Genomic DNA, 23,835 nt, shown 5'->3' with positions numbered 1-23,835 from the left:
AAGCCGACAACGCTCCTTTACAGGGCTCCTGCGGTAACGCTTTGAGCCCCGATATAGAGCTGGAAATCGTTGGATGGCACTTTGCGAATGGGCTTTACCTGATAGCGACGCGCCTTTAGCGCTCAGCGACAGGTACGTCAGAAGAAACGAAATGGATAGATCGAAACTATCGCCATTACAAAGCGCCGTGCTATAAGTTCCATCCGACACAAAAAGAAATAGAGCTGCTCGCCATAACAACCTTATTGAGCAGCGGTAGTACTCTTCTAAACCAAAGGAGCAAATCACGATGCGAGTGATGAAGTGGAGCGTAATCGCCCTGGCAGTAGCCGCGGGCACCTCTCAAATGGCAGTGGCTTCGGAGCAGTCCGAATCCAAGGGTTTCGTTGAAGACAGCACCCTGTCGCTCCTGGCGCGCAGCATGTACTACAACCGTGATGCTCGTAACGGTGCCTCTCGTGGAGCCAAAGATAACGGGTATTCGGAAGAGTGGGGTGCCAGCGCACGCGCCATTTACGAATCTGGCTTTACTCAAGGCACTGTAGGTTTCGGCGTCAACGCTTATGCTGGAGCCCTTTGGCAGCTGGACACTGGCGGTGGCCGTCGCGGCCTTGGCATGTTCCCTGAGAACGAAGGCAAGGATCTGAGTATCGCCAATGCCGCAGTGAAAGCACGCTTCTCCAGCACCACTCTGACCTATGGCTCGCAAATGCCAGCCCTGCCGGTCCTCGCTTACGATGATGGCCGCCTGCTGCCAGAAACCTTCGAAGGCACCATGATCACCAGCAAAGAGATCGAAGGTCTCGAGCTGAACGCCGGTCGCTTCACTGCACAAAACGCGATGAACCAGTCCGGTCGTGACAGCTACAGCGATGGCGTTCTGAAATCCATCAATGTGGCAGGTGGTTCTTACGCCTTTACCAAGGACTTCAGCGCGGCTCTGTACTACAGCGACCTGGAAGACCATTACAAACGTAAATACGCAAACCTGAACTACAACCTGCCGCTCACTGAAGAACAAGCTCTGGGCTTCGACTTCAACATCTACAAAAGCGATTACGACAACAAGTTCAACGGCGGTGGTGACAACACCATTTGGAGCCTGCAGGCCAAGTACAGCGTTGGCGCACACGCCTTTATCCTGGCTCACCAGCGCAACACTGGTGACCGCGGCTTCGATTACGGCGTAGGTGATGGCGGCGGCGCGATCTTCGTGGCCAACAGCTTCCTGTCCGACTTCAACCAGGAAGATGAGCGCAGCTGGCAAGCCAGCTACGAGCTGGACTTCGCCACCTATGGCGTACCAGGCCTGAGCTTCAAAACCGCTTACATCTGGGCTGACAACATCAAAACAGGCGAAAGCAACGACGGTAAAGAACACGAGTTCTTTAACCAGGTTAAATATACCGTTCAAAACGGCCCGGCCAAGGATCTTTCCTTCCGCCTCCGCGGCTCGGTTCTGCGCGCCAACTCGGACGTCAACGACCAAAACGTCGCCGACACCAACGAAGTTCGCTTCTACGTGAACTACCCGCTCAGCGTTCTGTAATCGCGCGCAAGCCTGATAGCAGTTCAGAAAACCCGGCTTCGGCCGGGTTTTTTTATTGCGTACTGAAAAACCAGCCTGTGCCGCATTCACGCCGATAGATCACCGTGAAGTAGCCAATTAGAAAGACCTCCCCAACAGTATTCGCTCAACAATCGCAGCTCTCATCAGCTACAAGCATCTCGCATCCTGTACGCCACCAGCCACGCGCCGTACAATGCCAAGCCATAAAATCCCCTTTGCAACCGACAGAACGGCCCATCATGCGTACCAGTCAGTTCCTGCTTTCGACCCTCAAAGAAACGCCCTCCGACGCCGTCGTCATCAGCCATCAGCTGATGCTGCGCGCAGGCATGATCCGCAAGCTTGCCTCTGGCCTGTACACCTGGCTGCCGATGGGCCTACTCACCTTGCGCAAGGTCGAGAAAATCGTGCGCGAGGAGATGGATGCTGCCGGTGCTCTGGAAGTGCTGATGCCCGCCATTCAGCCCGCCGAGCTGTGGCAGGAGTCGGGGCGCTGGGTGCAATATGGCCCCGAGTTGCTGCGCGTGAAAGACCGCCACGACCGTGAATTCTGCGTAGGCCCGACCCACGAAGAAGTCATCACCGATCTGGCCCGCAACGAGCTGAACAGCTACAAGCAGCTGCCGTTGAACATGTACCAGATCCAGACCAAATTCCGCGATGAAATCCGCCCGCGCTTCGGCTTGATGCGTGGCCGTGAGTTCATCATGAAGGACGCCTACTCCTTCCATGCCGACCAGGCTTCCCTGCAGCAGACCTACGACCGCATGCACCAGGCCTACTGCAATATCTTCACCCGCCTGGGCCTGAACTTCCGGCCGGTAGTGGCTGACAACGGCTCCATCGGTGGCGCCGGCTCACACGAGTTCCACGTGCTGGCCGAATCCGGCGAAGACGACATCGTGTTCAGCAACGCCTCTGACTACGCCGCCAATATCGAGAAGGCAGAAGCCATTCCTCGTGAGTCCGCCCGCCAGGCGGCGACAGAAGAACTGCGCCTGGTCGATACCCCGAACGCAAAAACCATCCAGCAGCTGGTGGATGGTTACAACCTGCCCATCGAGCGCACCATCAAGACGCTGATCGTGCATGCCGAAGAAGAAGGCAAACTGATCGCACTGATCGTTCGTGGCGATCACGAGCTGAACGAGATCAAGGCTGCCAACCAGCCAGGCGTTGCCAGCCCGCTGGTCATGGCTTCGGATGCCGAGCTGCGCGATGCCATCGGTGCCGGCGCAGGCTCGCTGGGCCCGCTGAATCTTCCGCTGCCAATCATCATCGACCGCTCTGTAGAGCTGATGAGTGATTTCGCTATCGGCGCCAATATCGATGACAAGCACTACTTCGGCGTCAACTGGGAACGCGACCTACCAGTACCGACCGTTGCCGACCTGCGCAACGTCGTGGCAGGCGACCCAAGCCCGGACGGCAAGGGCACTCTGGAGATCAAACGCGGCATCGAAGTTGGCCACATCTTCCAGCTCGGCACCAAGTACAGCGAAGCGATGAACTGCCAGGTACTGGGCGAAAACGGCAAACCTGTCGTGCTGAGCATGGGCTGCTACGGCATCGGCGTATCCCGCGTGGTTGCCGCCGCCATCGAGCAGAACAGCGACGAGCGCGGCATCATCTGGAACGACGCCCTGGCGCCTTTCCAGATCGCCCTGATTCCGTTGCGCTACGAAACCGACGCAGTACGCGAGGCGACCGACAAGCTCTACGCCGAACTGACCGCAGCGGGCTTCGAAGTTTTGCTCGATGACCGTGACAAAAAGACCAGTCCGGGCATCAAATTCGCAGACATGGAATTGATCGGTATCCCGCATCGCATCGTGGTCAGCGACCGCGGCCTGGCCGAAGGCAATCTGGAGTACAAGAGCCGCCTGGAAACAGAGGCCCAGCCAGTTGCCGTCAACGATATCCTGCCGTTCATCCAGAACCGTATCAGCCGCTGACCCGCCAAAGAGCCGTCATGTTCAAGCGAAGCACCTTACGCCTTCTCGGCGCCACCACTTGTGGCGCATTCTTTCTTGCTGGCTGCGCCAATCACTTGCCGCAGCGCAGCGAGCATGAAGAACGCATCGAACGCAAACTGTTGAGTCACAGCCTGCAGATCGATGTGGGGCAACCTGAAGTACTGGAGTTGCCACAGCGGCGGGTGCGCGTGCATGAGCAAAAGGTTTTCGAAGTAACGCCGTTCGAAGTCACCCGGCATTACGACCGCTACACGCCGTACCAGCCGTGGCGCGAAATCTACGAAGTACCACTGGGAGCCGTTGCCATCGTTGGTGGTATCGGCGCCAACGTGCTCAACGTAGTGGCGCTCGGACGCATCCCGGATACGGCAACCAAGGACTGGATCAGTTACGGCGTGGCCGGAATCAACCCGTTCATGAACGTCGAATCCAATGGCCGCTCTCAGCAGAACTTGGCCAGCATCGACGAAAAGCGCCAGGACACCCGGACAGACTATTCCAGCCTGCCTTGGGCCGAACGCCCGGTGATGATCAAAGCGGGCAATCAAAGCCACGAGCTACTCACCGACCGCAACGGCGTGCTGCGCCTCAACCTGCTCGACGGCCCATTCGCCGACCAGGACATCGCCCGCGTCGGCACCTTGCTGCTGACCGTGACCGACGAGCAGGACGCAACCAGCGCCGAGGCGACCTTGATGGTCAGCCGCACGCTGCGCGGCAAGCTACGTGAAGCCCATGACCTGATTTACGACGACCTTGAAGGTGCGGATGTCGAGCAATGGGTACATCGCGTAAAACGGCTGTCCGAACTAGGTCTCGAAGAAGAGGCCAGCGAGCTCGAACAGAGCTTGATCGAACTGACCCGTAACGACCCGGAACTGCAGGCGGAATTTCTCCGTTCACTGACTCAGAATGCTGGCAGACTCGCCGCAGACCCAGGCGAGGACTGAGCGTCTAGCGCTGTACCACGAAGCCCTGGGCGCCCTGAAGAGGGCGCTCCTGTAGGCTCAACGACACCACACGAGCGCCAGGTGGGCCCAGCTCCAGCCACTTTGCCAGCGAACTCACAGCGCCTTCCTCACCTTCGAAAAAAACCTCAACGCGACCGTCGGGCAGATTGCGCACCCAGCCTGACAGCTGCAAACGCCTCGCTTCCATAGCAGTGCTCTGACGAAAGCCGACGCCCTGCACACGCCCTTCAACGTAGGCGTGCTGACAGACAACAGTCATCGAATCAGCCCTCTTGCCGCAGCGCCGCCAGGCGCGCCTTGAGGCCTTCGGCATTCTGCTCGCCGAGCAGCCGCTCACGTACCTTGCCGTGATCGTCGACGATATAGGTCACCGGCAGCGCATCGCTAGGCGGCAGCCCGTAGCGCTCGGCCGGATCCTTCGCCAGTACCGTGAACTCAATGCCCAGCGCCTTGGCCGACTTGCTGAGCTCCTCGCCCTGCAAACCATCGAAATTAACGCCGAATACGCCGACCGACTGTTTTTCCAGCTCGGGCGCCAAAGCGTTCAACTCGGGAATCTCGGAGCGACAGGGGCCGCACCACTCGGCCCAATAATTGATAACCAGCCACTGGCCTTCAAGGCGCTCAACCGCTACCTTCTGCCCATGCTGATCGACGCCTACGTCATCCCCGCAACCCGCCAGTAGCGCGCCGGCGATGAGCACCATCATGATCCGAATGCCTGACTGGAATCGCTTTACCATGGAAACGGTCCTCATACCGATAAGGTTGCTATGACACTGGATGCCTTGCAGCTCGACGTACCCGAAGCACTTCAGACCGATTCGATCAACCTGACAGAGCTTGGTGAATGCCTCAGAGCAGCTCGGCATGAGCAGCCCGAAACAGGCCTGCAAACGGTGCTCGACCTGCTTGTGCGCGTCAACCGCAGCGCGATGACCTTACTCGAAAGGCAGCGGGCGCTGCAAAATTTCAGCGATGAATACCGTCACTACGCTGCGCCGAGTGGAAACCCTGCAGCAACAGCGCAAACGCTGCAGCTATGTAACGAGCTGGCCATCGGTTACAAACGCCTCCTGCTGCAAATCCTGCAAGGTCATAAACCGTCTCGCCCACACCTGACTTGGTGCCTTTACATGGCCCAGCACTTCGTTGCGCAGACGCTGCTACGCCACCATCAGCAGAACCTTGAGCCTGAGCCAAGCCTGTGGCGCGACAGCCACCTGCTCTACTGGCTGGGCGAGCAGCACGACTGCCTTGATGAGCCGGTGGCAGCCGCGTTCTCACCAACACCTGCAGACACCTTGCGCGGGCTCTATAAACAATCACTGTTGCTGGCGCTGAGCAATCCGCCACACCTGCACCCGGGTGAGAGCCAACGACTGTTCGCCGCCCTGGCACCTTTGGCCGCCCTCGCACGCTTGCTGCCCTGGGATGCAGAGGACAAATCCGATGGCCCACTAATCGACCTGCAACAGGCGCAGCCCTGCCTGACCTACCAGCAACGCCCCCAAGAGGGCCACGACACCCTGCGTCGACTGGAACTCGGTGCGTTGCTGGTAGCTCTCGATGAGCCGGCGCCGCTGCGCAGCAAGGACGAGCGCGAGCTGCTCGAACGCGTGCACCACCACTGGCTCGGTAACGACCAGCGCCGCCACCCGCGCGCACCCCAACAGACAGAGTGCCGCCTGGCCATCGGCATTACCGCCATCCACGCCCAGCTTCTCGAGCAACGCCCGCAATGTACGCAAGGGCAGATTCTCGACATCGGCCCGGGTGGCGCTCGCCTGCTATGCCCCTCGCACGCCGCACATAGCCTGCCGATCGGGCAGCTGGTGCTGCTGATTGCCGATAGTGACATCCTGGGATTGGTCTGCTGGCGCCACCTGAACAGCGAGGGGCTTCATCTCGGGCTTCGCTATCTCAAGGGGCTCGCACAGCCAACCTGGCTCAGACGCGCGCCGAGCAGCCAGCCACACTTGGGCATTCTGCAAAGCACGCCAAAACCGCGCGAGGGTTGGCATCATGGTCTGTGGGTGCCGCACAACCAGTTCGCCGATGGCGAAAACCTCTGGCTGCAGCTACCCAACGCGGTCAGCCAGAACAGCCTGCAGCTGCCACCGTGCAACCTGGCCAGCGCAACGGTAAGCCGTCACCCGCTGGAACTGCCCTAGATGAGAAACAGGTCACGCGTGGTGGTGGCCTGGCGCACAGTTTGATCGCCGCCGGCCTCTTTATAATTCCCTGCTAATGTCCTTTGCCAGCCAGGGAACCCTCATGCCCAACGCCCATGACACGCTGATCGGCCAAGTACCGGAGCACCTCGTAAAGAGCGCACACCTGCAACTGACTGAATACGATGGGCGGGTAGCCGAATTCAACGTCGCAGCCTGGCTGCATTTGCCAGGCCACGCCAATAGCCTGGTATCCCTGCAGGTTCGTTACCGCGACGGTCAGCACGTGCGCTCGGTCAACCTGGACCATGCCAAGGTTGGTGCTCAAGGCAAGATCCTGCTATCCGGGATTGCGCGCCTGCCGGTCACTCAGCGCATAGAGGACATGCAGATACGCCTGCGCTGCGCATTGCCGAGCATAGAAGTAAAGGTCGAAGAACTATTCGTGCAGGCCGTCGAGCCAGCCATCGCGCAGGCGCAGTTCAGTCAGGCGAACACCTGACTGGCTTCGACTCGCGCCTCGACCTCGGCTAGCTGAACCTTATCGGCTACCCGAGGCTCATCGCATGTCGCCACCAGAGACTCCGGCCAGCGGCTGAAGCGCAGACCAGTGAGCCGATTCAAATTCTCCAAAGCGCGACTGCTGTCACGTGCATGAAGCATGACGACTTTTGCTGACAGCTTGGCCATTGCAGGTACTCTCACGGGCGCGATATCGACTGAACATGATGATAGCCAGAATCGTGCCATCATACTGGCGCCAATGATCAGGCGAAACAGGGCATTTCAGAATATGGCAGCGCAAATGGGAACGCCCACGGTCACCATCAACTGCCAGAAGCTGTCACTTTTTGTCAGTGCCCTGCCCCTCAAACCAATTCGCCAGGCTGTCACCAAACAGCAAGGTCTGCTCATCGTGCAGGCGCTGCAGCGCCACACGTAACGCCGGGTACCAGGGTTCATCCAGCTCGTCGGGCAATTGGCTGAGATGCGGCAACGGCCAGGGGCTGCGCTCGATCAGTTGCTGAAGTGAGTAATGGGACAGGTCCCGGCTGAGCATCCAGCTGTCGCCGCCCGTACAGGCGACTAGGCGCTGATCTTCGAGAAAGCTCAGCACCTCCTCCCATTCATGCTCTGGCAGCAGCCAGCCCTGACGCTGAACATCACGGTGCCGCACCATCAGCCCTGAACGCTGGCGCGCATGGAACACCCGCAAGATGCCCAATAACACCAGCGCCCTGGGCATTCCGCGCTTGCGCCATTGCAGGGAGACGCCGAGGTTGCACACCAACTCGGCACCGAGCAGCACGATAAGCCACGACAGAAACACCCACAGCAGAAACAGCGGCACCGTCGCGAAAGCGCCGTAGATCAGCTGGTAGCCGGGAAAGAAGCGCACGTACAGGCCGAAAATCGCCTTGGCCAGCTCCAGCAGCACCGCGGTAAACACACCACCCCAGAAGGCGTGCCGGAACGGTACGCGCGCATTGGGAACGGCGGCATAAAGCAGGGTGAAGGCCGCCACGCTGAATAGCAGCGGCGTGAAGCGCAGCAGCGTCTTGGCACCAACCACTGCGTCCGGCCCGCTGAGTAGTGACAACGACGCTACGTAAGTGCTGATGGCAAAACCTGCCCCCAGCAGCATCGGCCCAAGACTGAGAATGGCCCAGTACAACAGAAACGTGGCGATACCGCGGCGTGGCTGACGAACTCGCCAGATGGTGTTGAACGTACGCTCGACGGTTACCAGCATCCAGAAAGCAGTAACCGCCAGCACACCGACGCCGATCCAGGTCAGCTGACGCGCCTGGGTGGTGAAGTCACGCAGGTACTCCTGCAGCGCCTCGCCAGCCGACGGCACGAAGTTGTGGAAGATGAACGCCTGAATCTGCTCGCCAGTGCCCTGGAAAGCCGGCACTGCGGACAGCATGGCGAAGGTGACCGTCATCATCGGCACCACAGCGAACAGCGTGGTGTAAGTCAGCGCAGCCGCATTGTCGGCACCGCGATTGTCGAAGAACCGTTGCCAAAGGAATCGCCAGAATTCAAGCCAATCGTGCAGACGCTGCTGCATACCCACCTCTCAAGGGCAGTTCGAAACAGGCGCATCATCGTCAGACCAACGCCAGAGGCTGCGCCGGTAATGCAGACGAGCGGGAAAAGGTGTAGCGACGCATAACAGACGCCCGGCCGGCACTTAGGTTCGCCTCCGTTGCCGCACCCCGTTCAGCACTGAGCGCTGACGCGGTTAGAATAGCCGCCATCTGCCGCCAGAAGCGACGCCTGTCATGACTGATCTGACCCTTTATCACAATCCGCGCTGCTCCAAATCACGTGCCGCCCTGCAGCTGCTCGAAGAGAGGGGCTTGCAAGCGACCGTGATGCACTACCTCGATACCCCGCCCACTGCTGCCCAGCTGCGCGACCTGCTGAGTAAACTCGGCATAGCTGCGCGGCAGCTGCTGCGCAGCGGTGAAGACGAGTACCGTGAACTGAACCTGGCCAACGCCGCGCTTGGCGACGCAGAGCTGATCGAGGCCATGGCCGCTCACCCGCGCCTGATCGAGCGGCCGATTCTAGTCGCCGGCGACCGCGCCGTGATCGGTCGCCCACCGGAAAACATCCTGGAGCTGCTGCCATGACCACGCCCTACATTCTGGTGCTCTACTACAGCCGCCATGGCGCGACAGCCGAAATGGCTCGCCATATCGCCCGCGGCGTCGAGATGCAGGGTTTGGAAGCGAGGCTGCGCAGCGTGCCGTCCGTTTCAGCCGAGTGCGAAGCAGTGGCCGACAGCATTCCGGCAGAAGGCGCGCCCTACGCAACGATCGACGACCTGAAGAACTGCGCGGGCCTGGCGCTGGGCAGTCCTACCCGTTTTGGCAATATGGCAGCGCCGATGAAGTACTTCCTCGACGGCACCAGCAACCTGTGGCTCACCGGCAGCCTGGTGGGCAAACCAGCTGGCGTATTCACCTCGACCGCCAGCCTGCACGGAGGTCAGGAAAGCACGCTGCTGTCGATGCTACTGCCGCTGCTGCACCACGGCATGCTGGTCGCCGGCCTGCCCTACAGCGAGTCCGCACTGGTCGAAACCCGCGGCGGCGGCACGCCATACGGCGCCAGCCATCATGCTGGCCCAGACGGCAAGCGAGCCCTCGATGAACACGAAATCACACTATGCCGCGCCCTGGGCCAACGCTTGGCGAGCCTCGCTCAGAAACTGGGAAGTGACCGTGGCTAAAGCCGCCAGCCCCTTACCGAGCGTGGACTGGCTGCTGCCCCGCCTGCGCTTCTGCCGCTACTTGAGCCTGGCAAGCTTTGTGGCCCTGGCGGCGTTGCTGCTGATCTGGAACCTGGGCTATGCGGCAGTGCCCAGTTCGCTGCTCTGGGCCGTGCTCGCTTTTCAGCTGCTGCCACTGCTACTTCTGGCGCCCGGCATCATCGGCGGTCATCCGCGCACGCATTCGTGGGCCTGTTTCGTGGTCAACCTGTATTTCATTCAGGGCGTGCTGGCCGCGTTCGACCCATCCAAGCAGATGTTCGGCTGGCTGGAGATCGCGCTCAGCCTGACGCTGTTCACCAGCGCACTGCTCTACACACGCTGGTGCGCGCAGTACCAACGTATTGGCAGCGCTAACGAGAACACCGGAGACTGATTACCAGTCCAGCGTTTCTTTCAGGAAGGGAATGGTCAACTTGCGCTTTTCCTGCAGCGAGGCCTGGTCCAGGCGCTCGAGCAGTTCGAACAAGGCGCTCATGCTGCGCTCGCCACGGGTGAGGATGAAACGGCCTACTTCGTCGCTCATGTGCAGGCCGCGACGTGAAGCACGCAGTTGCAGGGCGCGCAGCTTGTCTTCATCGGACAGTGACTGCAGCTGAAACACCAGCGCCAGGGTCAAGCGCGACTTGAGGTCAGGCAGCTTGATCGGCAGCTCGCGAGGCGATGCATCCGCGGCCAGCAACAGGCGGCGGCCACTGTCACGCAGACGATTGAACAGGTGGAACAGCGCCTCTTCCCAGGCGCGCTGCCCGGCGGCGGCGTCCAGGTCATCCAGGCACACCAACTCGAACTGCTCGAGGTTATCCAGAATCGCCGGGCCGTACTGCACCACTTCGCCCAGCGGCAGGTAGACGGCACGCTCGCCGAGTTGCTCGAAGCGCAGGCAGGCAGCCTGCAGCAAATGGCTGCGCCCAACGCCCTCGCCACCCCACAGATAGATCAGGCTTTCCGTCCAGCCAGCGTCGGCTTCGCACAGACGCTCCACATACCCAAGGGCGGCGGCATTGGCGCCCGGGTAGTAATTGGCGAAGGTGGCGTCATCTCGCAGACGCACACCCAGGGGCAATTGAATCGGCTTCATGCTGGAGAGAAGGCTCGTCGGAGCCTGATCGGTGCTCTGGATAAGAGAAGGTGGCGAAGTTTATACCCTTGGCCGCCTCCTGTCATTGCCGCACTTTTCAAGGTAATACAAGGGTTTAGCCATTAGCCGCAGGCCCGCTCTATGAGCGTGCCTTACGGCTGTTCTTGGCCGGAACCGGGCTCTGCCCGGCATACGCCTCGGACTGTTTGTACAACCCGTGCACGTGGCGCAGCAGCACCATGATCACCGCCGCCACCGGTAGCGCCACGAGGATGCCGGTAAAGCCGAACAGCTGCCCGCCCGCCATGATGGCGAAGATCACCGCCACCGGATGCAGACCGATGCGGTCACCGACCAGCAACGGCGTCAGCAGCATGCCCTCGAGCAGCTGGCCGACCACGAACACCCCAGCAATTGCCAGCAGTGGATAGGGATCGCCGCCGAACTGGAATACTCCAGCCAAGAGCGCACTACCGATGCCGACCACCACGCCCAGATAAGGCACGATACTCGCCAGCCCAGCGAGCACACCGATCAACAACCCAAGCTCGAGGCCGATGGCCATCAGGCCGACCGCATACATAGCGCCCAGCGCCAGCATCACCAACAGTTGCCCACGTAGGAAGGCGCCCAGCACCTCGTGGCATTCGCCAACCAGCTTCACCACAACGCCTTCATTGTCACGCGGCACCAGGCCGCGCAGCTTGCCCACCAGTAGATCCCAGTCGCGCATCAGGTAGAAGCTGACCACCGGAATCAGCAGCAGGTTGGCCACCCAGGCCATCAACGCCAAGCTCGAAGCCGTAACCTGAGAGAGGATCAGCCCGGCGATGTCAGTCGTCTGGCCCAGATGCCCGGACAAGGCCTTTTTCAGTTGATCGAAGCGCCAGAAGCCTTCGTTCAAACCGAGCTTTACCTGGATCCACGGCAGTGCCTGGTTCTGCACCCAGTCGAGCATCTGCGGCAGTAATTCATAGAGGCGCACCAGTTGCTTGCCGAGCATCGGCACCAACACCAGCAAGGCCAATGCCATCAGCAACGTGAACAAGCTGAACACTACGATCACGCCCCATGTGCGCGACAGCTTCAGGCGCTCCAGCCTATCGACGAGAGGATCACCGATATAGGCAATCAGAATCCCGATCAGAAACGGCGAAAGAATCGGATGCAGCACATACAGGAAACCGCCCAGCACCAGCACGGCAGCAATCCACAGCCAGCGAGACGAAACGGGCATGCTCGATCCTCGGAAGGAAATAACGGTTCAGGGCGCAATCGAAAACGACCTCAAGCCAAAGGCTTGAGGTCGTCGAAAGCGAAGCGGCTCAGCTGGCGGGCAGTCTACCAGCGAAAATACAGGACATCGCCACGCACTTTGCTCTCGGCAGCAGGCGGCGCTGCCTGAGGCTCGACAGGTGCCTGATTGGCATCCACAGGCGCCGTCGGCTCTGCGGGTGTCGGTGCAGGTGTTTCTGCAGCGAGTTCGGCTGCCGACACTTCATGCAGCTGCAACAGCGCAAGCTGGGTACGCAGTTGCTCGGCGCTGGCGCTGACTTTGTAGATCAATCGATCAGCCTCCACCGACTGCAGCTGTGCGCCGAAAGGCTCCAGTACGCGTTGCAGCTCCGCATAGCGCGACAGGTCCGCGCCGATGATCTCTACCGTCTGCGCCGAACTAGCGCCCGGCGCCACCACGAATCGCGGCGCCAGGCGCTCGCTCACCGCCAGCAGCACGGCATCGGCCAACGCGGCCTGATCAGCCCCTTCGGCCTTGCCCTGTTCGCGATCTTCCCCCAGCCACAGCTGCCAGGTGGCCTGCCATTTACCATCCGCTTCGCTGGCACGTACGGCCAGTAATGCGTCCGCGCCGTAACGCTCGGATGCCGAGCGCAGCTCGCCTGGATCCTTGGCGCCTAAGGCCTCCTTGGTCGCAACCAACTGCTCGCTGAGATCGGCCAGCGGTAGGCGCAATGGCAAACCGCGATGCTGGGCCGCCTCGCGCAAAGGCTCAGCAGCAGCCTGGCCGTCACCGACGATGTTGCCGCCGTCGAGCGTTTCATTCAGCCACCAGGCCAGAATGGCCGGACGGTTGACGCCCCACAGCGGCAAGCCGGCTTGGCGCAGGGAGCGGTCGGTAGACACGGCATCGAAGTCGACCACCAGGTGATCACCTTCATACCCGTACTGGCTGATGATCTGCTGAGGGTCCTTGCGCAACTCGGCCAGCGCGCTGCCTTTGACGGCTTCGGGCTTGCCGGTCAGGCGCAGCACCAGCGTATCGACGGCGCGCTGTAATGCAGCATCGCGCTCCTCGGGTTGCTGGCTGGCGACCGTCTCGCGCACCTGATAAAGGTCGCTGACCGTCGCTGCCAGGGTCGGCAGGCTCAGCAGTGACAGACACAGAAGCAGGGGGCGGAAGGTCGGGCGCATGAAGGACTCTCGGCTGGGAAAAGACGGCGCACGGCAATCGAACCGTGGCGCTATACCTTAGGGGCTGTTGCCATGGCATCGCAAGCCGCCCTGCTATCACAGACGGGTGTGCGCCTTTGTGTGACTCGCTCAGCCCGGCCAGGTTTCCTGGGGAGTGAGTACCGGCGCCACGCCTGGCTGCAAACGCGAGTCGGCGCAGTGGCTGGCCGCTGCCGGGCAAGCCTGATAAAATCGCGCGCCTTCGCAGAACGGCCCTGACGGGCCGACGCTATTCCGACTTTCCCCTTCCAAAGGCCTGGATCTATGAGCAAGCAACCCTCCATCAGCTACAAGGACGCAGGTGTGGATATCGACGCGGGCGAAGCCCTGGTCGAGCGCATCAAGGGCGTAGCCAAGCGCACTGCCCGTCCTGAAGTCATGGGTGGCCTGGGTGGCTTCGGCGCCCTGTGCGAGATCCCGGCCGGCTACAAGCAACCGGTTCTGGTCAGCGGCACCGACGGCGTCGGCACCAAGCTGCGTCTGGCGCTGAACCTCAACAAGCACGACAGCATCGGCCAGGACCTGGTCGCCATGTGCGTCAACGACTTGGTGGTCTGTGGCGCCGAGCCGCTGTTCTTCCTCGACTACTACGCCACCGGCAAGCTCAACGTTGACGTTGCGGCCACCGTGGTCACTGGCATCGGCGCGGGTTGCGAACTGGCGGGTTGCTCGCTGGTTGGCGGTGAAACCGCTGAAATGCCCGGCATGTATGAAGGCGAAGATTACGATCTGGCCGGCTTCTGCGTTGGCGTGGTCGAGAAGGCCGAGATCATCGACGGCTCCAAGGTCGCCACTGGCGATGCACTGATCGCACTGCCCTCCTCCGGCCCGCACTCCAACGGTTACTCGCTGATCCGCAAGATTCTCGAAGTCTCCGGTACCGATATCGAAAAGACCGAGCTCGATGGTAAGCCGCTGGCCGACCTGCTGATGGCGCCGACGCGCATCTACGTCAAACCGCTGCTCAAACTGATCAAGGACACCGGCGCGGTCAAGGCCATGGCTCACATCACCGGCGGCGGCCTGCTCGACAACATCCCACGCGTACTGCCGGACAACGCTCAGGCAGTTGTTGACGTAGCCAGCTGGCAGCGCCCGGTGGTATTCGACTTCCTGCAGGAAAAAGGCAACGTCGACGAGCATGAAATGCACCGCGTGCTGAACTGCGGCGTTGGCATGGTCATCTGCGTCGCTCAGGATCAGGTCGACGTCGCCCTGCAAACCCTGCGTGCCGCTGGCGAGCAGCCTTGGGTGATCGGCCAGATCGCCGAAGCCGCAGCAGGCGCCGAACGCGTGGTACTGAACAACCTGAAAAGCCACTGATGCCGCAACCCTGCAATGTGGTGGTGCTGCTGTCGGGTACCGGCAGCAATCTTCAGGCGCTGATCGATAGCCTTGACGATGGCACTGACAATGGTAAAAGTCCGGCACGTATCGCCGCGGTGATCGCCAACCGCAGCGATGCCTTCGGGCTGCAGCGTGCGCGGGACGCGGGCATCGCGACCCGCGTGCTCGAACACGGCGACTACGATGGCCGCGACGCCTTTGATGAGGCGTTGATGCAGGCCATCGATGCCTTCGCGCCACAGCTGGTGGTGCTCGCCGGCTTCATGCGCATCCTCACGCCAGGGTTCGTTCGCCACTACCATGGCCGCCTGCTGAACATTCACCCGTCGCTGCTTCCTCGCCATAAAGGTCTGCATACCCATCAACGCGCTCTGGACGCCGGAGACGCCGAGCATGGCTGCAGCGTGCACTTCGTGACCGAGGAACTCGATGGTGGCCCTCTGGTCGTACAGGCTGTAATCCCGGTACATTCGCAGGACACGGCCGGCAGCCTGGCGCAACGGGTTCACGTGCAGGAGCATCAGATTTATCCGCTCGCCGTACGCTGGTTCGCCAAAGGTCGTTTGCGCCTCGGTGAGTCAGGCCCGCTGCTCGACGGTAATCCATTGCCGGCCACCGGCTATCTCATCAACAGCAAGGAGACTCCATGCGCCGCGCCCTAATGTTAGCCCTGGCGTTGTTCAGCCTGCCTGTCCTCGCCGTAGAACCAAAGCCCTTCTCCGCCAGCTACACCGCCGACTGGAAACAGGTGCCGGTCAGTGGCTCGGCCGAACGCAGCCTGCAAAAGCTCGATGACGGTCGCTGGCAATTGGTCTTCAAGGCCTCCATGCTGGTTGCCGGGCTGACCGAGCAGAGCACCTTCACTGTCGACGGCGATACCTTCCTGCCACAGAGCTACAAGTTCGAGCGCAACGGCCTGGGCAAGAGCAAGGACGTCGAGTTCGATTTCGACTGGTCGCAGAAGCAGGTAATCGGCAGCGATCGTGGCAATCCGGTGCGCTTCCCTCTGAACCGTGGCATGCAGGACAAATCCACCTATCAGATCGCCCTGCAACACGACGTGGCTGCCGGCGAAAAAAGCATGAGCTACCAGGTGGTCGATGGCGACGAGGTCGAAACCTACGACTTCCGCGTGCTCGGCGAAGAAGTGGTACGCACCGCCGCTGGCCTGATCGACGCCATCAAGGTCGAGCGCGTACGCGACCCAACACAAAGCAGCCGCAAGACCATCCTCTGGTTCGCCAAGGACTGGGACTACCTGCTGGTGCGTTTGCACCAGGTCGAGAAAGACGGCAAGGAATACCAGATCATGCTCAAGTCGGGTACGGTCGACGGCAAGAACGTCGAAGGACGTCGCGACTGATCAGCCTGCTACACACCAGAAAAACCGGGGCCTGCCCCGGTTTTTTTATGCCTGCGATTCAGCCCTGCGCTAAAGAAAGTTATGCATAAGCGAAGCGCCTCGGAACTTGTAACCAATTAATACAGTCACAAAATATGTCGTTGCTTAGCAGCCTAAGCACGAGCGCAACCGCCTTGCGCAGCATTTGTCCGGCAATACTGGAGAAATAAAATGAGCGTACTAGTAGTGACCGAGCGTGACGAACACCATATGTCCCACGAAGCCCAGGCTGAAGGTCTGCGTGTATGGGATGTGTACCAGAACGATCAGTTGGTCGGCATCTTCCCGTCCGAAGAGGAAGCGGTCGCGTATCAGGCGGAGCTGGAAGCCCATGACCATGAGGCTGCCCACTCGGAATAAAACCGGAATCCAATGAAAAAGCCCGCTTGATGCGGGCTTTTTCATTGCTGACTGTTTACCACATCAGGTCGTCTGGCACCTGATAGGCCGCGTACGGATCGTCTTCATCCGGCGCCTCGGTCGGCGTGTTGAGCAGCAGCACGCGCTGCGGGTCACGCTCCTGAATCCGCAAGGCTGCCTCACGCGGGATCACTTCGTAACCACCGCCATGGCGCACGATGGCCAGCGAGCCGCGGCTGAGCTTGTCGCGCATCAGCGCATTAACCGGCAGGCGCTTGACCTTTTTGTCGTCGACGAAGTTGTAGTAATCCTCGGTGGTCAGCTTGGGTAGGCGCGACGCCTCGATCAATTGCTTGATCTGCGCCGAACGGGCCTTTTGCTCAGCCTTTTCCTGCTGCTGGCGATTGAGTTCCTGATCCCGCGCAGCCTTCTCGGCCTTGGCTTGCTGGGCCGCCAACTGGCTGCTGTTGTCTTCTTCGGCTTGGCCTTTCTTCACCATCCGCTGCTGCTTGTGCTGTTGCTTGCTGGCCTGTTTGACCTGCTTCTCGTTGACCAGCCCAGCCTTGAGCAACTGGTCACGTAGTGAAATCGCCATAACCTACCTATCCGCAGACAATTAATGAGATGGGCATGCCCATCGGATTTCGTCGAGGCAGCTGCGCCATCCGGCTCAGCTGCCGCGCTGCTTCTCGATTTTCTTGGCCTCGCCCCACAGGGCATCAAGCTCGTCCAGGGTGCAATTCTCGATGGGCCGGCCCGCTTCGCGCAATGCCTGCTCGATAAACCGGAAGCGCCGCTCGAATTTAGCGTTGGCGGCGCGCAGCGCGGCCTCGGGATCGACCTTGAGGTGGCGCGCCAGATTGGTAGCGCTAAATAGCAGATCACCGATTTCCTCGGTGACTGCCTCATGGTCGTTTTCGCTGATCGCTTCGAGCACCTCATCCAGCTCTTCGCGCACCTTGTCGAGCACCGGCAGTGCATCCGGCCAATCGAAGCCGACCCTGGCAGCACGACCTTGCAGCTTTTTGGCCCGACTCAGGGCGGGCAGCACGTTAGGCACATCGTCGAGCAGCGAAAGCTGCTGCGGCGCTGCCGCGCGTTCGGCACGCTCTTCAGCCTTGATGGCTTCCCAGCGTTCCTTGACCGCCGCCTCGCTCAGCCGTGGCTGATCGACAGGGCCATACAGATCGCCATCAGGAAATACATGGGGGTGACGACGCACCAACTTGCGGGTGATGCCATCGACCACGGCAGCGAAATCGAAGCGCCCCTCTTCCTTGGCCATCTGGCTGTAATAGACGACTTGAAAAAGCAGATCGCCAAGCTCGCCTGGCAGCTCGTCGAAGGCCTCACGCTCGATGGCGTCGGCGACCTCGTAAGCCTCTTCAAGGGTGTGCGGCACGATGCTGGCGTAGGACTGCTGCAAATCCCAGGGGCAGCCATGTTGCGGGTCACGCAAGCGGGCCATGAGGTTGAGCAAATCGGTGAGTTGATACATGACGGTGTCCAGTCGATACAGGGCGTGAGGCGCAATTGCGCCTCACGCCCTGCTAGCAGCTCAAGGCGCCCGGTGGCGACGCGCTTCGATGATGTTAGGCAACTGCGAGATACGGCCCAGCAGGCGGCCCAACGCGTCCAGCCCCGGAATTTCCACGGTCAGCGACATTGAGGCCGTGTTGTCTTCCTTGTTGGAGCGGGTATTGACCGCCAGCACGTTGAGCTTCTCGTTGAGCAGCATCTGCGTCACATCGCGCAACAGGCCGGAACGGTCGTAGGCGCGGATGATGATATCCACCGGATAGGTCTGCACCGGCACCGGGCCCCAGCTGACCTGGATGATTCGCTCGGGCTCGCGCCCGCCGAGCTGCAGCACCGCCGCACAGTCCTGGCGATGAATGCTGACGCCACGGCCGAGAGTGATGTAGCCGACGATAGGGTCGCCCGGCAGTGGCTGGCAGCAGCCGGCCATCTGCGTCATCAGGTTGCCCACGCCCTGAATCTGAATATCGCCACGCTTGCCCGGCTTGAAGCCTTGGGCCTTGCGCGGGATCAGCTCAAGCTGCTCGTTGCCACGCTCCGGCTCGACCAGTTGCTGGGCCAGGTTGACCAACTGCGCCAGGCGCAGATCCCCCGCGCCCAGCGAGGCGAACATGTCTTCGGCGGTCTTGAGATTGGCCTTCTCGGCAAGCTTCTCGAAGTCCACCGCCGGCAGCGCAACCCGCGCCAGCTCGCGCTCGAGCATGACCTTGCCGGCGGCGACATTCTGGTCGCGATCCTGCAGCTTGAACCAGTGCACGATCTTCGCCCGCGCCCGCGAGGTGGTCACGTAACCCAGGTTGGAGTTCAGCCAGTCACGGCTCGGCGTGCCCTGCTTGCTGGTGATGATCTCGACCTGCTCGCCGGTCTGCAGGCTGTAGGTGAGCGGCACGATCCGCCCATTGATCTTGGCGCCACGGCAGTTATGGCCGATTTCGGTGTGCACGCGGTAGGCAAAGTCCAGCGGTGTAGCGCCCTTTGGCAGGTCGATGGCGTGGCCGTCAGGGGTGAATACATAAACCCGATCCGGCTCGATATCGACGCGCAGCTGTTCGGCTAGCCCGCCAATGTCGCCCAGCTCCTCATGCCACTCCAGTACCTGACGCAGCCAGGAGATCTTTTCTTCGTAATGGCTGCTAGCGCCCGATTTGACGTCTGTGCCCTTATAGCGCCAGTGGGCGCAGACGCCGAGCTCGGCTTCTTCGTGCATGTTCGAGGTTCGAATCTGCACCTCCAGCACCTTGCCCTCGGGGCCAAGCACCGCAGTGTGCAGCGAGCGGTAGCCGTTTTCCTTGGGGTTGGCGATGTAGTCGTCGAACTCTTTGGGAATGTGTCGCCACAGCGTGTGCACGATACCCAGCGCGGTGTAGCAGTCGCGCACGGCCGGCACCAGCACGCGTACCGCGCGCACGTCGTAGATCTGGCTGAACTGCAGACCTTTGCGCTGCATTTTGCGCCAGATCGAATAAATGTGTTTCGCCCGGCCGCTGATGTCGGCCTTGATCCCGGTAGCCTCGAGCTCGTCGCGCAGCTGCTCCATCACTTCATTGATGTAGTGCTCACGATCCAGGCGGCGCTCGTGCAACAGGTTGGCAATCTGCTTGTACTGCTCGGGCTCCAAGTAGCGGAAGGACAAATCCTCCAGCTCCCATTTGATATGGCCGATGCCCAGGCGATGCGCCAGCGGCGCGTAGATATCGAAGACTTCGCGGGCGACGCGCTGGCGGCGCTCTTCGTCGGTGTCTTTCACCGCACGGATCGCGCAGGTTCGTTCAGCCAGTTTGATCAGCGCGACACGTACGTCGTCGACCATCGCCACCAGCATTTTGCGCAGGTTATCGACCTGGGCTTGGGAGCCCAGCACCAGGGATTCACCACGCGGGTTGAGACTGGCGCTGATGGCCGCCATGCGCAGCACACCTTCGATCAGCTTGGCCACCACCGGCCCGAAGCGCTGGCGCACATCAGCCAGGGGAATCTTGCCTTCGCGCACGCCGCGATAGATGACCGCAGCGACCAGCGAATCCTGATCGAGCTTGAGATCAGCGAGGATCTCGGCGATTTCCAATCCGGCACCGAAGCTGGAGTAGCCTTCGGTCCACAGATTCTGCGCCGCATTGGCCTGCTGCTCGGCCGCTCGGGCGAACTCGCAGGCAGCGCGCAGGGCATCACGATCGAGTGCGGGGTCGACACTCGTAACGTGCTCCAGCCAGGCCTCGAGATTGATACTGCCATCATCGTTGATGGGCTGGTGCGCTCTAACCTGAACCATCTATTACCTTCCCTTTCACGGGGCACGCCCCGCTAAATGTCGCCGGGCTTCTGCGAGCCGGTCGGTATGACCACATCAGCGCAATTCCTGTGCGCCACTGAACTTGATTCTGGTATCTCAACGCTCGAACAGCGCCATCGCTTCCACGTGGGCCGTCTGCGGAAACATGTCCAGAATACCGGCTTTTTTCAACCGGTAGCCTTGCTGCAACAATTCGCCACTGTCACGCGCCAGGGTCGTCGGGTTGCACGATACATAGACCAGGCGACTGGCGCCAAGACTGGCCATTTGCTGCACCACCTGCAGCGCGCCGTCGCGCGGCGGGTCGAGCACGATGGCATCGAAACCGCCTGCAGCCCAGCCGGCATCGGCCAGCGAGTTGGACAGGTCAGCCTGATGAAAGTGCGCATTGCTCAGGCCGTTGCTTCGCGCGTTATCCGCGGCGCGCGCGACCATCGCTTGCACGCCTTCCACGGCAATCACTTCACGCGCCTGCTGGGCCAGCGGCAAGGCGAAGTTGCCCAGCCCGCAGAACAGGTCCAGCACCCGCTCATCTTTACCAGGCGCTAACCATTGCAACGCCTGGGCGACCATCGCTTCGTTGACGGCAGCGTTGACCTGCACGAAATCGCCTGGGCGATAGGCCAGCTGCAGATTCCAACTGTCGAGAGGATAGCCGAGCTGCTGCGTAGCGTCCGCCGGCTGCGGCTCACCCTCGCCTTGCAGCCACAGCTGCGCGTGATGCACCGAGCAGAATGCCTCCAAGCTGGCCAGATCCACATCGTTCAGTGCTTCGGTGTGGCGCACCAGCACCGCGCTGGCGGTACCCTGGAACAGCTCGACATGGCCAATCGAGCGAGGCGACTGCAGGCCACTCAGGGCAGCGGGCAGCGCTCGCAGAATCGGCTGCAAGGGGTCGACCAGCACTGGGCATTCGCCAATGGCGATGATGTCTTGGCTGGCTGCCGCGCGGAAACCGACTTCCAGACGCTTTTGCCGCATGTCCCAACGCACGGCGATACGTGCCCGGCGCCGATACGCGAATTCGGGGCTGGCCAGCGGCTCGGCCCAGGTTTCCGGCTGCACGCCACCGAGGCGCTGCAGCTGCTCGGCGACCATGCGCTGCTTGAGCGCCAGCTGCTCGGCATGGGGGATGTGCTGCACGCTACAGCCGCCGCAGATGCGCGCATGCACGCAGGGTTCCTGACGGCGTTCGGGGCTGGCCTGGAACACCCGTTCGGCACGAGCGTCGATCACCTTGCTGCGCGCATCGAGCACGCGGGCCTCAACCTCTTCGCCCGGCAGCCCGCCGCTGACGAACCAGGTGCGCCCGTCGAGAAAAGCGATGCCACGGCCATCATTGGCCAGGCGCTCGATCTTCAGGCGCTGCTTCTTGCCCACCGGCACCACGGGCGCACGCGTGCCGCCGCTCGGCTGAAAGCGCAGGCCGCCATTCTTGCGAGCCATCAGTTCTCCGGGGCGTCGTATACACCGGTGGAAAGGTAGCGGTCGCCGCGATCACAGATGATGGCAACCAGTACCGCATTCTCCAGTTCCTGAGACAGGCGCAGCATGGCCGCCACCGAACCACCGGACGACACGCCGCAGAAGATGCCCTCTTCACGGGCCATGCGGCGCATCACGTCCTCGGCTTCGGCCTGGGCCATGTCGACGATGCGGTCGACGCGCTCGGAGTCGAAGATCTTCGGCAGGTACTCTTGCGGCCAACGGCGGATGCCCGGAATCGCCGCACCTTCCATCGGCTGCAGGCCGACGATCTGCACCTCCGGATTCTGCTCCTTGAGGTAATGCGACACGCCCATGATGGTGCCGGTAGTGCCCATGGAGCTAATGAAATGGGTAATCTGCCCGCCGGTCTGGCGCCAGATTTCCGGGCCGGTGCCCGTGTAATGGGCGACCGGGTTGTCGCCGTTGGCGAATTGGTCGAGCACCTTGCCACGGCCATCGGCCTGCATGGCCAACGCGAGGTCGCGGGCGCCTTCCATGCCTTCCTCCTTGCTGACCAGAATCAGCTCGGCGCCGTAGGCGGTCATCGCCGCCTTGCGCTCGGCACTGGAGTTGTCCGGCATGATCAGGATCATCTTGTAACCCTTGATCGCTGCGGCCATGGCCAGGGCGATGCCGGTGTTGCCGGAGGTCGCCTCGATCAGCGTGTCGCCGGGCTGGATATCACCACGCAGTTCGGCGCGGGTGATCATCGACAGCGCCGGGCGATCTTTCACCGAGCCGGCCGGATTGTTGCCTTCGAGCTTCACCAGCAGGGTGTTGCTGGTATTGCCCGGCAGGCGTTGCAGGCGAACCAGGGGCGTGTTGCCGACGCATTCGGCGATCGTAGGGTATTGCGGGGTCATGGCGTCGATCGGGTCCAGACGGCTGCAGGGGGCGGTCATGATACCGGCAAATGGGCGCAACCCCTACTCCCCGCTGCGCGCGACAACCGGGCGTCACATCGCGACCCGCTCGCGCCAGAGCCCGCATTCATCGGCCTTTGCGGTCAGCACACAGGAGCCGGCTAACCAGGCGATCTAAGCTGATAACCGATTCATCTAACGCCGCATGATGCCGGCAATGATCGGCGTGCCGCTGAGCGGATCACTCATCAGCGTGCAGCGCACGTCGTAGAGCTGCTCGACCACATCAGGCGTGACGATGACGCTCGGCGCACCCTCGGCGACGATCTGCCCGGCTTTCATTGCCACCAGATGGTCAGCGTAACGGCAGGCACTGGACAGGTCGTGCACCACCATGACCACGGTCTTGCCTGCCGCGGCGAGGTCGCGAATCAGCTCGAAGACTTCGATCTGATGGCCGAGATCCAGCGCCGAGGTCGGCTCGTCGAGCAGCAACAGTGGCGTCTGCTGGGCCACCGCCATGGCGATCCAGGCGCGCTGGCGCTGGCCGCCGGACATCGACTCCAGCGGGCGCTCGGCCAGAGCCTGCAGGTCAGCCACGCGCAGCGCTTCGTCGACGATCGCCTGATCCTCCGCCGACCATTGACGCAGCAGGCTCTGGTGCGGCTGGCGGCCGAAGCGAATCAGCTCGGAGACGGTCAGCCCGTCCGGCGCGCTGGCGTCCTGGGGCAGCAGCGCCAGTTGCCGGGCGACCTGTTTGGACGGCAGGCTGCCGATCGCCTTGCCGTTGAGCATCACCGCGCCGGCCGTGGGTTTGTGCAGACGCGACAGCCCCGCCAGCAGCGTAGACTTGCCACAGCCATTGGGGCCAACGATGGCGGTGACCTGCCCCGGCGGGATGCGCAGGGACAAGTCGTCGATGATCGCCGCCTGCGGGTAACCCAGGCTCAGACGCTCGGCCTGCAGGGTGACCACGGCCTCGGGCCTGGTGGCGAACAGATAGGAGGTGGTCATGGGTTCAG

24 protein-coding genes are annotated in these 23,835 nt (G+C 61.6%); 12 read left to right on the top strand and 12 right to left on the bottom strand.

Features of this window, described 5'->3' with window-relative positions; genetic code table 11:
• The first annotated feature begins 289 nt into the window (after nucleotides 1-289).
• The 3 genes from BUC40_RS11370 (at nucleotide 290) to BUC40_RS11360 (ending at nucleotide 4,496) form a co-directional block, all read left to right on the top strand.
• On the top strand, nucleotides 290-1,549 hold the full coding sequence (locus BUC40_RS11370) for an OprD family porin (RefSeq protein ID WP_073265688.1): 1,260 nt from the start codon (nucleotides 290-292) through the stop codon (nucleotides 1,547-1,549).
• Between the two features lie 260 nt (nucleotides 1,550-1,809).
• A complete protein-coding gene (locus BUC40_RS11365; protein WP_073265686.1) occupies nucleotides 1,810-3,525 on the top strand; it encodes a proline--tRNA ligase in 1,716 nt (571 codons plus the stop codon).
• 17 nt (nucleotides 3,526-3,542) lie between these two features.
• Complete coding sequence (locus tag BUC40_RS11360) at nucleotides 3,543-4,496, top strand: hypothetical protein (RefSeq protein ID WP_073265684.1); 954 nt, start codon at nucleotides 3,543-3,545, stop codon at nucleotides 4,494-4,496.
• Between the two features lie 4 nt (nucleotides 4,497-4,500).
• Here BUC40_RS11360 and BUC40_RS11355 read toward each other — a convergent pair whose 3' ends face one another.
• A complete protein-coding gene (locus BUC40_RS11355) occupies nucleotides 4,501-4,776 on the bottom strand; it encodes an acylphosphatase (RefSeq protein ID WP_073265682.1) in 276 nt (91 codons plus the stop codon).
• A 4-nt stretch (nucleotides 4,777-4,780) separates the two neighbouring features.
• Nucleotides 4,781-5,260: a TlpA disulfide reductase family protein gene (locus BUC40_RS11350; RefSeq protein WP_073265680.1), complete on the bottom strand. Its 480-nt coding sequence runs from the start codon at nucleotides 5,258-5,260 to the stop codon at nucleotides 4,781-4,783.
• Between the two features lie 30 nt (nucleotides 5,261-5,290).
• On the opposite strand from BUC40_RS11350, the gene BUC40_RS11345 reads away from it, so the two are divergent.
• Both BUC40_RS11345 and BUC40_RS11340 read left to right on the top strand, forming a co-directional pair.
• Complete coding sequence (locus BUC40_RS11345; protein WP_073265678.1) at nucleotides 5,291-6,691, top strand: PilZ domain-containing protein; 1,401 nt, start codon at nucleotides 5,291-5,293, stop codon at nucleotides 6,689-6,691.
• Nucleotides 6,692-6,794: 103 nt separating this feature from the next.
• On the top strand, nucleotides 6,795-7,193 hold the full coding sequence (locus tag BUC40_RS11340) for a hypothetical protein (protein ID WP_073265676.1): 399 nt from the start codon (nucleotides 6,795-6,797) through the stop codon (nucleotides 7,191-7,193).
• 342 nt (nucleotides 7,194-7,535) lie between these two features.
• Here BUC40_RS11340 and BUC40_RS11330 read toward each other — a convergent pair whose 3' ends face one another.
• Nucleotides 7,536-8,765 (bottom strand): YihY family inner membrane protein, encoded by a 1,230-nt coding sequence (locus BUC40_RS11330; protein WP_073265672.1) that lies wholly within the window; start codon nucleotides 8,763-8,765, stop codon nucleotides 7,536-7,538.
• Nucleotides 8,766-8,979: 214 nt separating this feature from the next.
• On the opposite strand from BUC40_RS11330, the gene arsC reads away from it, so the two are divergent.
• Genes arsC through BUC40_RS11315 form a run of 3 tightly spaced genes read left to right on the top strand, consistent with a single transcriptional unit; the run spans nucleotide 8,980 to nucleotide 10,350 of the window.
• On the top strand, nucleotides 8,980-9,333 hold the full coding sequence (gene arsC / locus BUC40_RS11325; protein ID WP_073265670.1) for an arsenate reductase (glutaredoxin): 354 nt from the start codon (nucleotides 8,980-8,982) through the stop codon (nucleotides 9,331-9,333).
• The gene (gene wrbA / locus BUC40_RS11320; protein ID WP_073265668.1) at nucleotides 9,330-9,935 is read left to right on the top strand and encodes an NAD(P)H:quinone oxidoreductase; all 606 of its coding nucleotides are present in this window, start codon (nucleotides 9,330-9,332) and stop codon (nucleotides 9,933-9,935) included. The genes arsC and wrbA overlap by 4 nt, the downstream gene beginning before the upstream one ends.
• Nucleotides 9,928-10,350 carry a DUF2069 domain-containing protein gene (locus tag BUC40_RS11315; RefSeq protein WP_073266221.1) on the top strand — a complete coding sequence of 141 codons (423 nt, stop codon included), beginning with the start codon at nucleotides 9,928-9,930 and terminating at the stop codon, nucleotides 10,348-10,350. The genes wrbA and BUC40_RS11315 overlap by 8 nt, the downstream gene beginning before the upstream one ends.
• On the opposite strand, the gene hda is transcribed toward BUC40_RS11315, so the two are convergent.
• The 3 genes from hda to BUC40_RS11300 form a co-directional block, all read right to left on the bottom strand.
• The gene (gene hda, locus BUC40_RS11310; protein WP_073265667.1) at nucleotides 10,351-11,055 is read right to left on the bottom strand and encodes a DnaA regulatory inactivator Hda; all 705 of its coding nucleotides are present in this window, start codon (nucleotides 11,053-11,055) and stop codon (nucleotides 10,351-10,353) included.
• A gap of 139 nt (nucleotides 11,056-11,194) precedes the next feature.
• Nucleotides 11,195-12,292: an AI-2E family transporter gene (locus BUC40_RS11305; RefSeq protein ID WP_073265665.1), complete on the bottom strand. Its 1,098-nt coding sequence runs from the start codon at nucleotides 12,290-12,292 to the stop codon at nucleotides 11,195-11,197.
• Nucleotides 12,293-12,396: 104 nt separating this feature from the next.
• Complete coding sequence (locus BUC40_RS11300; protein WP_073265663.1) at nucleotides 12,397-13,485, bottom strand: DUF2066 domain-containing protein; 1,089 nt, start codon at nucleotides 13,483-13,485, stop codon at nucleotides 12,397-12,399.
• A 303-nt stretch (nucleotides 13,486-13,788) separates the two neighbouring features.
• On the opposite strand from BUC40_RS11300, the gene purM reads away from it, so the two are divergent.
• The 4 genes from purM (at nucleotide 13,789) to BUC40_RS11280 (ending at nucleotide 16,633) form a co-directional block, all read left to right on the top strand.
• Entirely contained in the window at nucleotides 13,789-14,847 is a 1,059-nt protein-coding gene (gene purM / locus BUC40_RS11295) for a phosphoribosylformylglycinamidine cyclo-ligase (protein ID WP_073265662.1), read from the top strand.
• Nucleotides 14,847-15,533: a phosphoribosylglycinamide formyltransferase gene (gene purN, locus BUC40_RS11290; protein WP_073265660.1), complete on the top strand. Its 687-nt coding sequence runs from the start codon at nucleotides 14,847-14,849 to the stop codon at nucleotides 15,531-15,533. The genes purM and purN overlap by 1 nt, the downstream gene beginning before the upstream one ends.
• The gene (locus BUC40_RS11285; protein WP_073265658.1) at nucleotides 15,518-16,234 is read left to right on the top strand and encodes a DUF3108 domain-containing protein; all 717 of its coding nucleotides are present in this window, start codon (nucleotides 15,518-15,520) and stop codon (nucleotides 16,232-16,234) included. The genes purN and BUC40_RS11285 overlap by 16 nt, the downstream gene beginning before the upstream one ends.
• Nucleotides 16,235-16,444: 210 nt before the next feature.
• The gene (locus tag BUC40_RS11280) at nucleotides 16,445-16,633 is read left to right on the top strand and encodes a hypothetical protein (RefSeq protein WP_073265657.1); all 189 of its coding nucleotides are present in this window, start codon (nucleotides 16,445-16,447) and stop codon (nucleotides 16,631-16,633) included.
• 55 nt (nucleotides 16,634-16,688) lie between these two features.
• Here BUC40_RS11280 and BUC40_RS11275 read toward each other — a convergent pair whose 3' ends face one another.
• The 6 genes from BUC40_RS11275 to BUC40_RS11250 all read right to left on the bottom strand — a co-directional run bounded on the left by BUC40_RS11275 (nucleotide 16,689) and on the right by BUC40_RS11250 (nucleotide 23,827).
• Nucleotides 16,689-17,228 (bottom strand): DUF2058 domain-containing protein, encoded by a 540-nt coding sequence (locus BUC40_RS11275; RefSeq protein ID WP_073265655.1) that lies wholly within the window; start codon nucleotides 17,226-17,228, stop codon nucleotides 16,689-16,691.
• A gap of 75 nt (nucleotides 17,229-17,303) precedes the next feature.
• Nucleotides 17,304-18,131: a nucleoside triphosphate pyrophosphohydrolase gene (mazG, locus tag BUC40_RS11270; protein ID WP_073265654.1), complete on the bottom strand. Its 828-nt coding sequence runs from the start codon at nucleotides 18,129-18,131 to the stop codon at nucleotides 17,304-17,306.
• Between the two features lie 60 nt (nucleotides 18,132-18,191).
• A complete protein-coding gene (relA, locus tag BUC40_RS11265; protein ID WP_073265652.1) occupies nucleotides 18,192-20,441 on the bottom strand; it encodes a GTP diphosphokinase in 2,250 nt (749 codons plus the stop codon).
• Between the two features lie 117 nt (nucleotides 20,442-20,558).
• Nucleotides 20,559-21,908: a 23S rRNA (uracil(1939)-C(5))-methyltransferase RlmD gene (gene rlmD / locus BUC40_RS11260; RefSeq protein ID WP_073265650.1), complete on the bottom strand. Its 1,350-nt coding sequence runs from the start codon at nucleotides 21,906-21,908 to the stop codon at nucleotides 20,559-20,561.
• Nucleotides 21,908-22,813 carry a cysteine synthase CysM gene (gene cysM / locus BUC40_RS11255; protein WP_073266219.1) on the bottom strand — a complete coding sequence of 302 codons (906 nt, stop codon included), beginning with the start codon at nucleotides 22,811-22,813 and terminating at the stop codon, nucleotides 21,908-21,910. Before cysM ends, rlmD begins: the two co-directional genes overlap by 1 nt.
• A gap of 195 nt (nucleotides 22,814-23,008) precedes the next feature.
• Nucleotides 23,009-23,827 (bottom strand): ABC transporter ATP-binding protein, encoded by an 819-nt coding sequence (locus tag BUC40_RS11250; RefSeq protein WP_073265648.1) that lies wholly within the window; start codon nucleotides 23,825-23,827, stop codon nucleotides 23,009-23,011.
• Nucleotides 23,828-23,835: the final 8 nt, after the last annotated feature.

This window comes from Phytopseudomonas punonensis, from assembly GCF_900142655.1.
Classification (GTDB): Bacteria; Pseudomonadota; Gammaproteobacteria; order Pseudomonadales; family Pseudomonadaceae; genus Aquipseudomonas; species Aquipseudomonas punonensis.
This window is presented reverse-complemented; position numbering and strand designations above follow the sequence as displayed.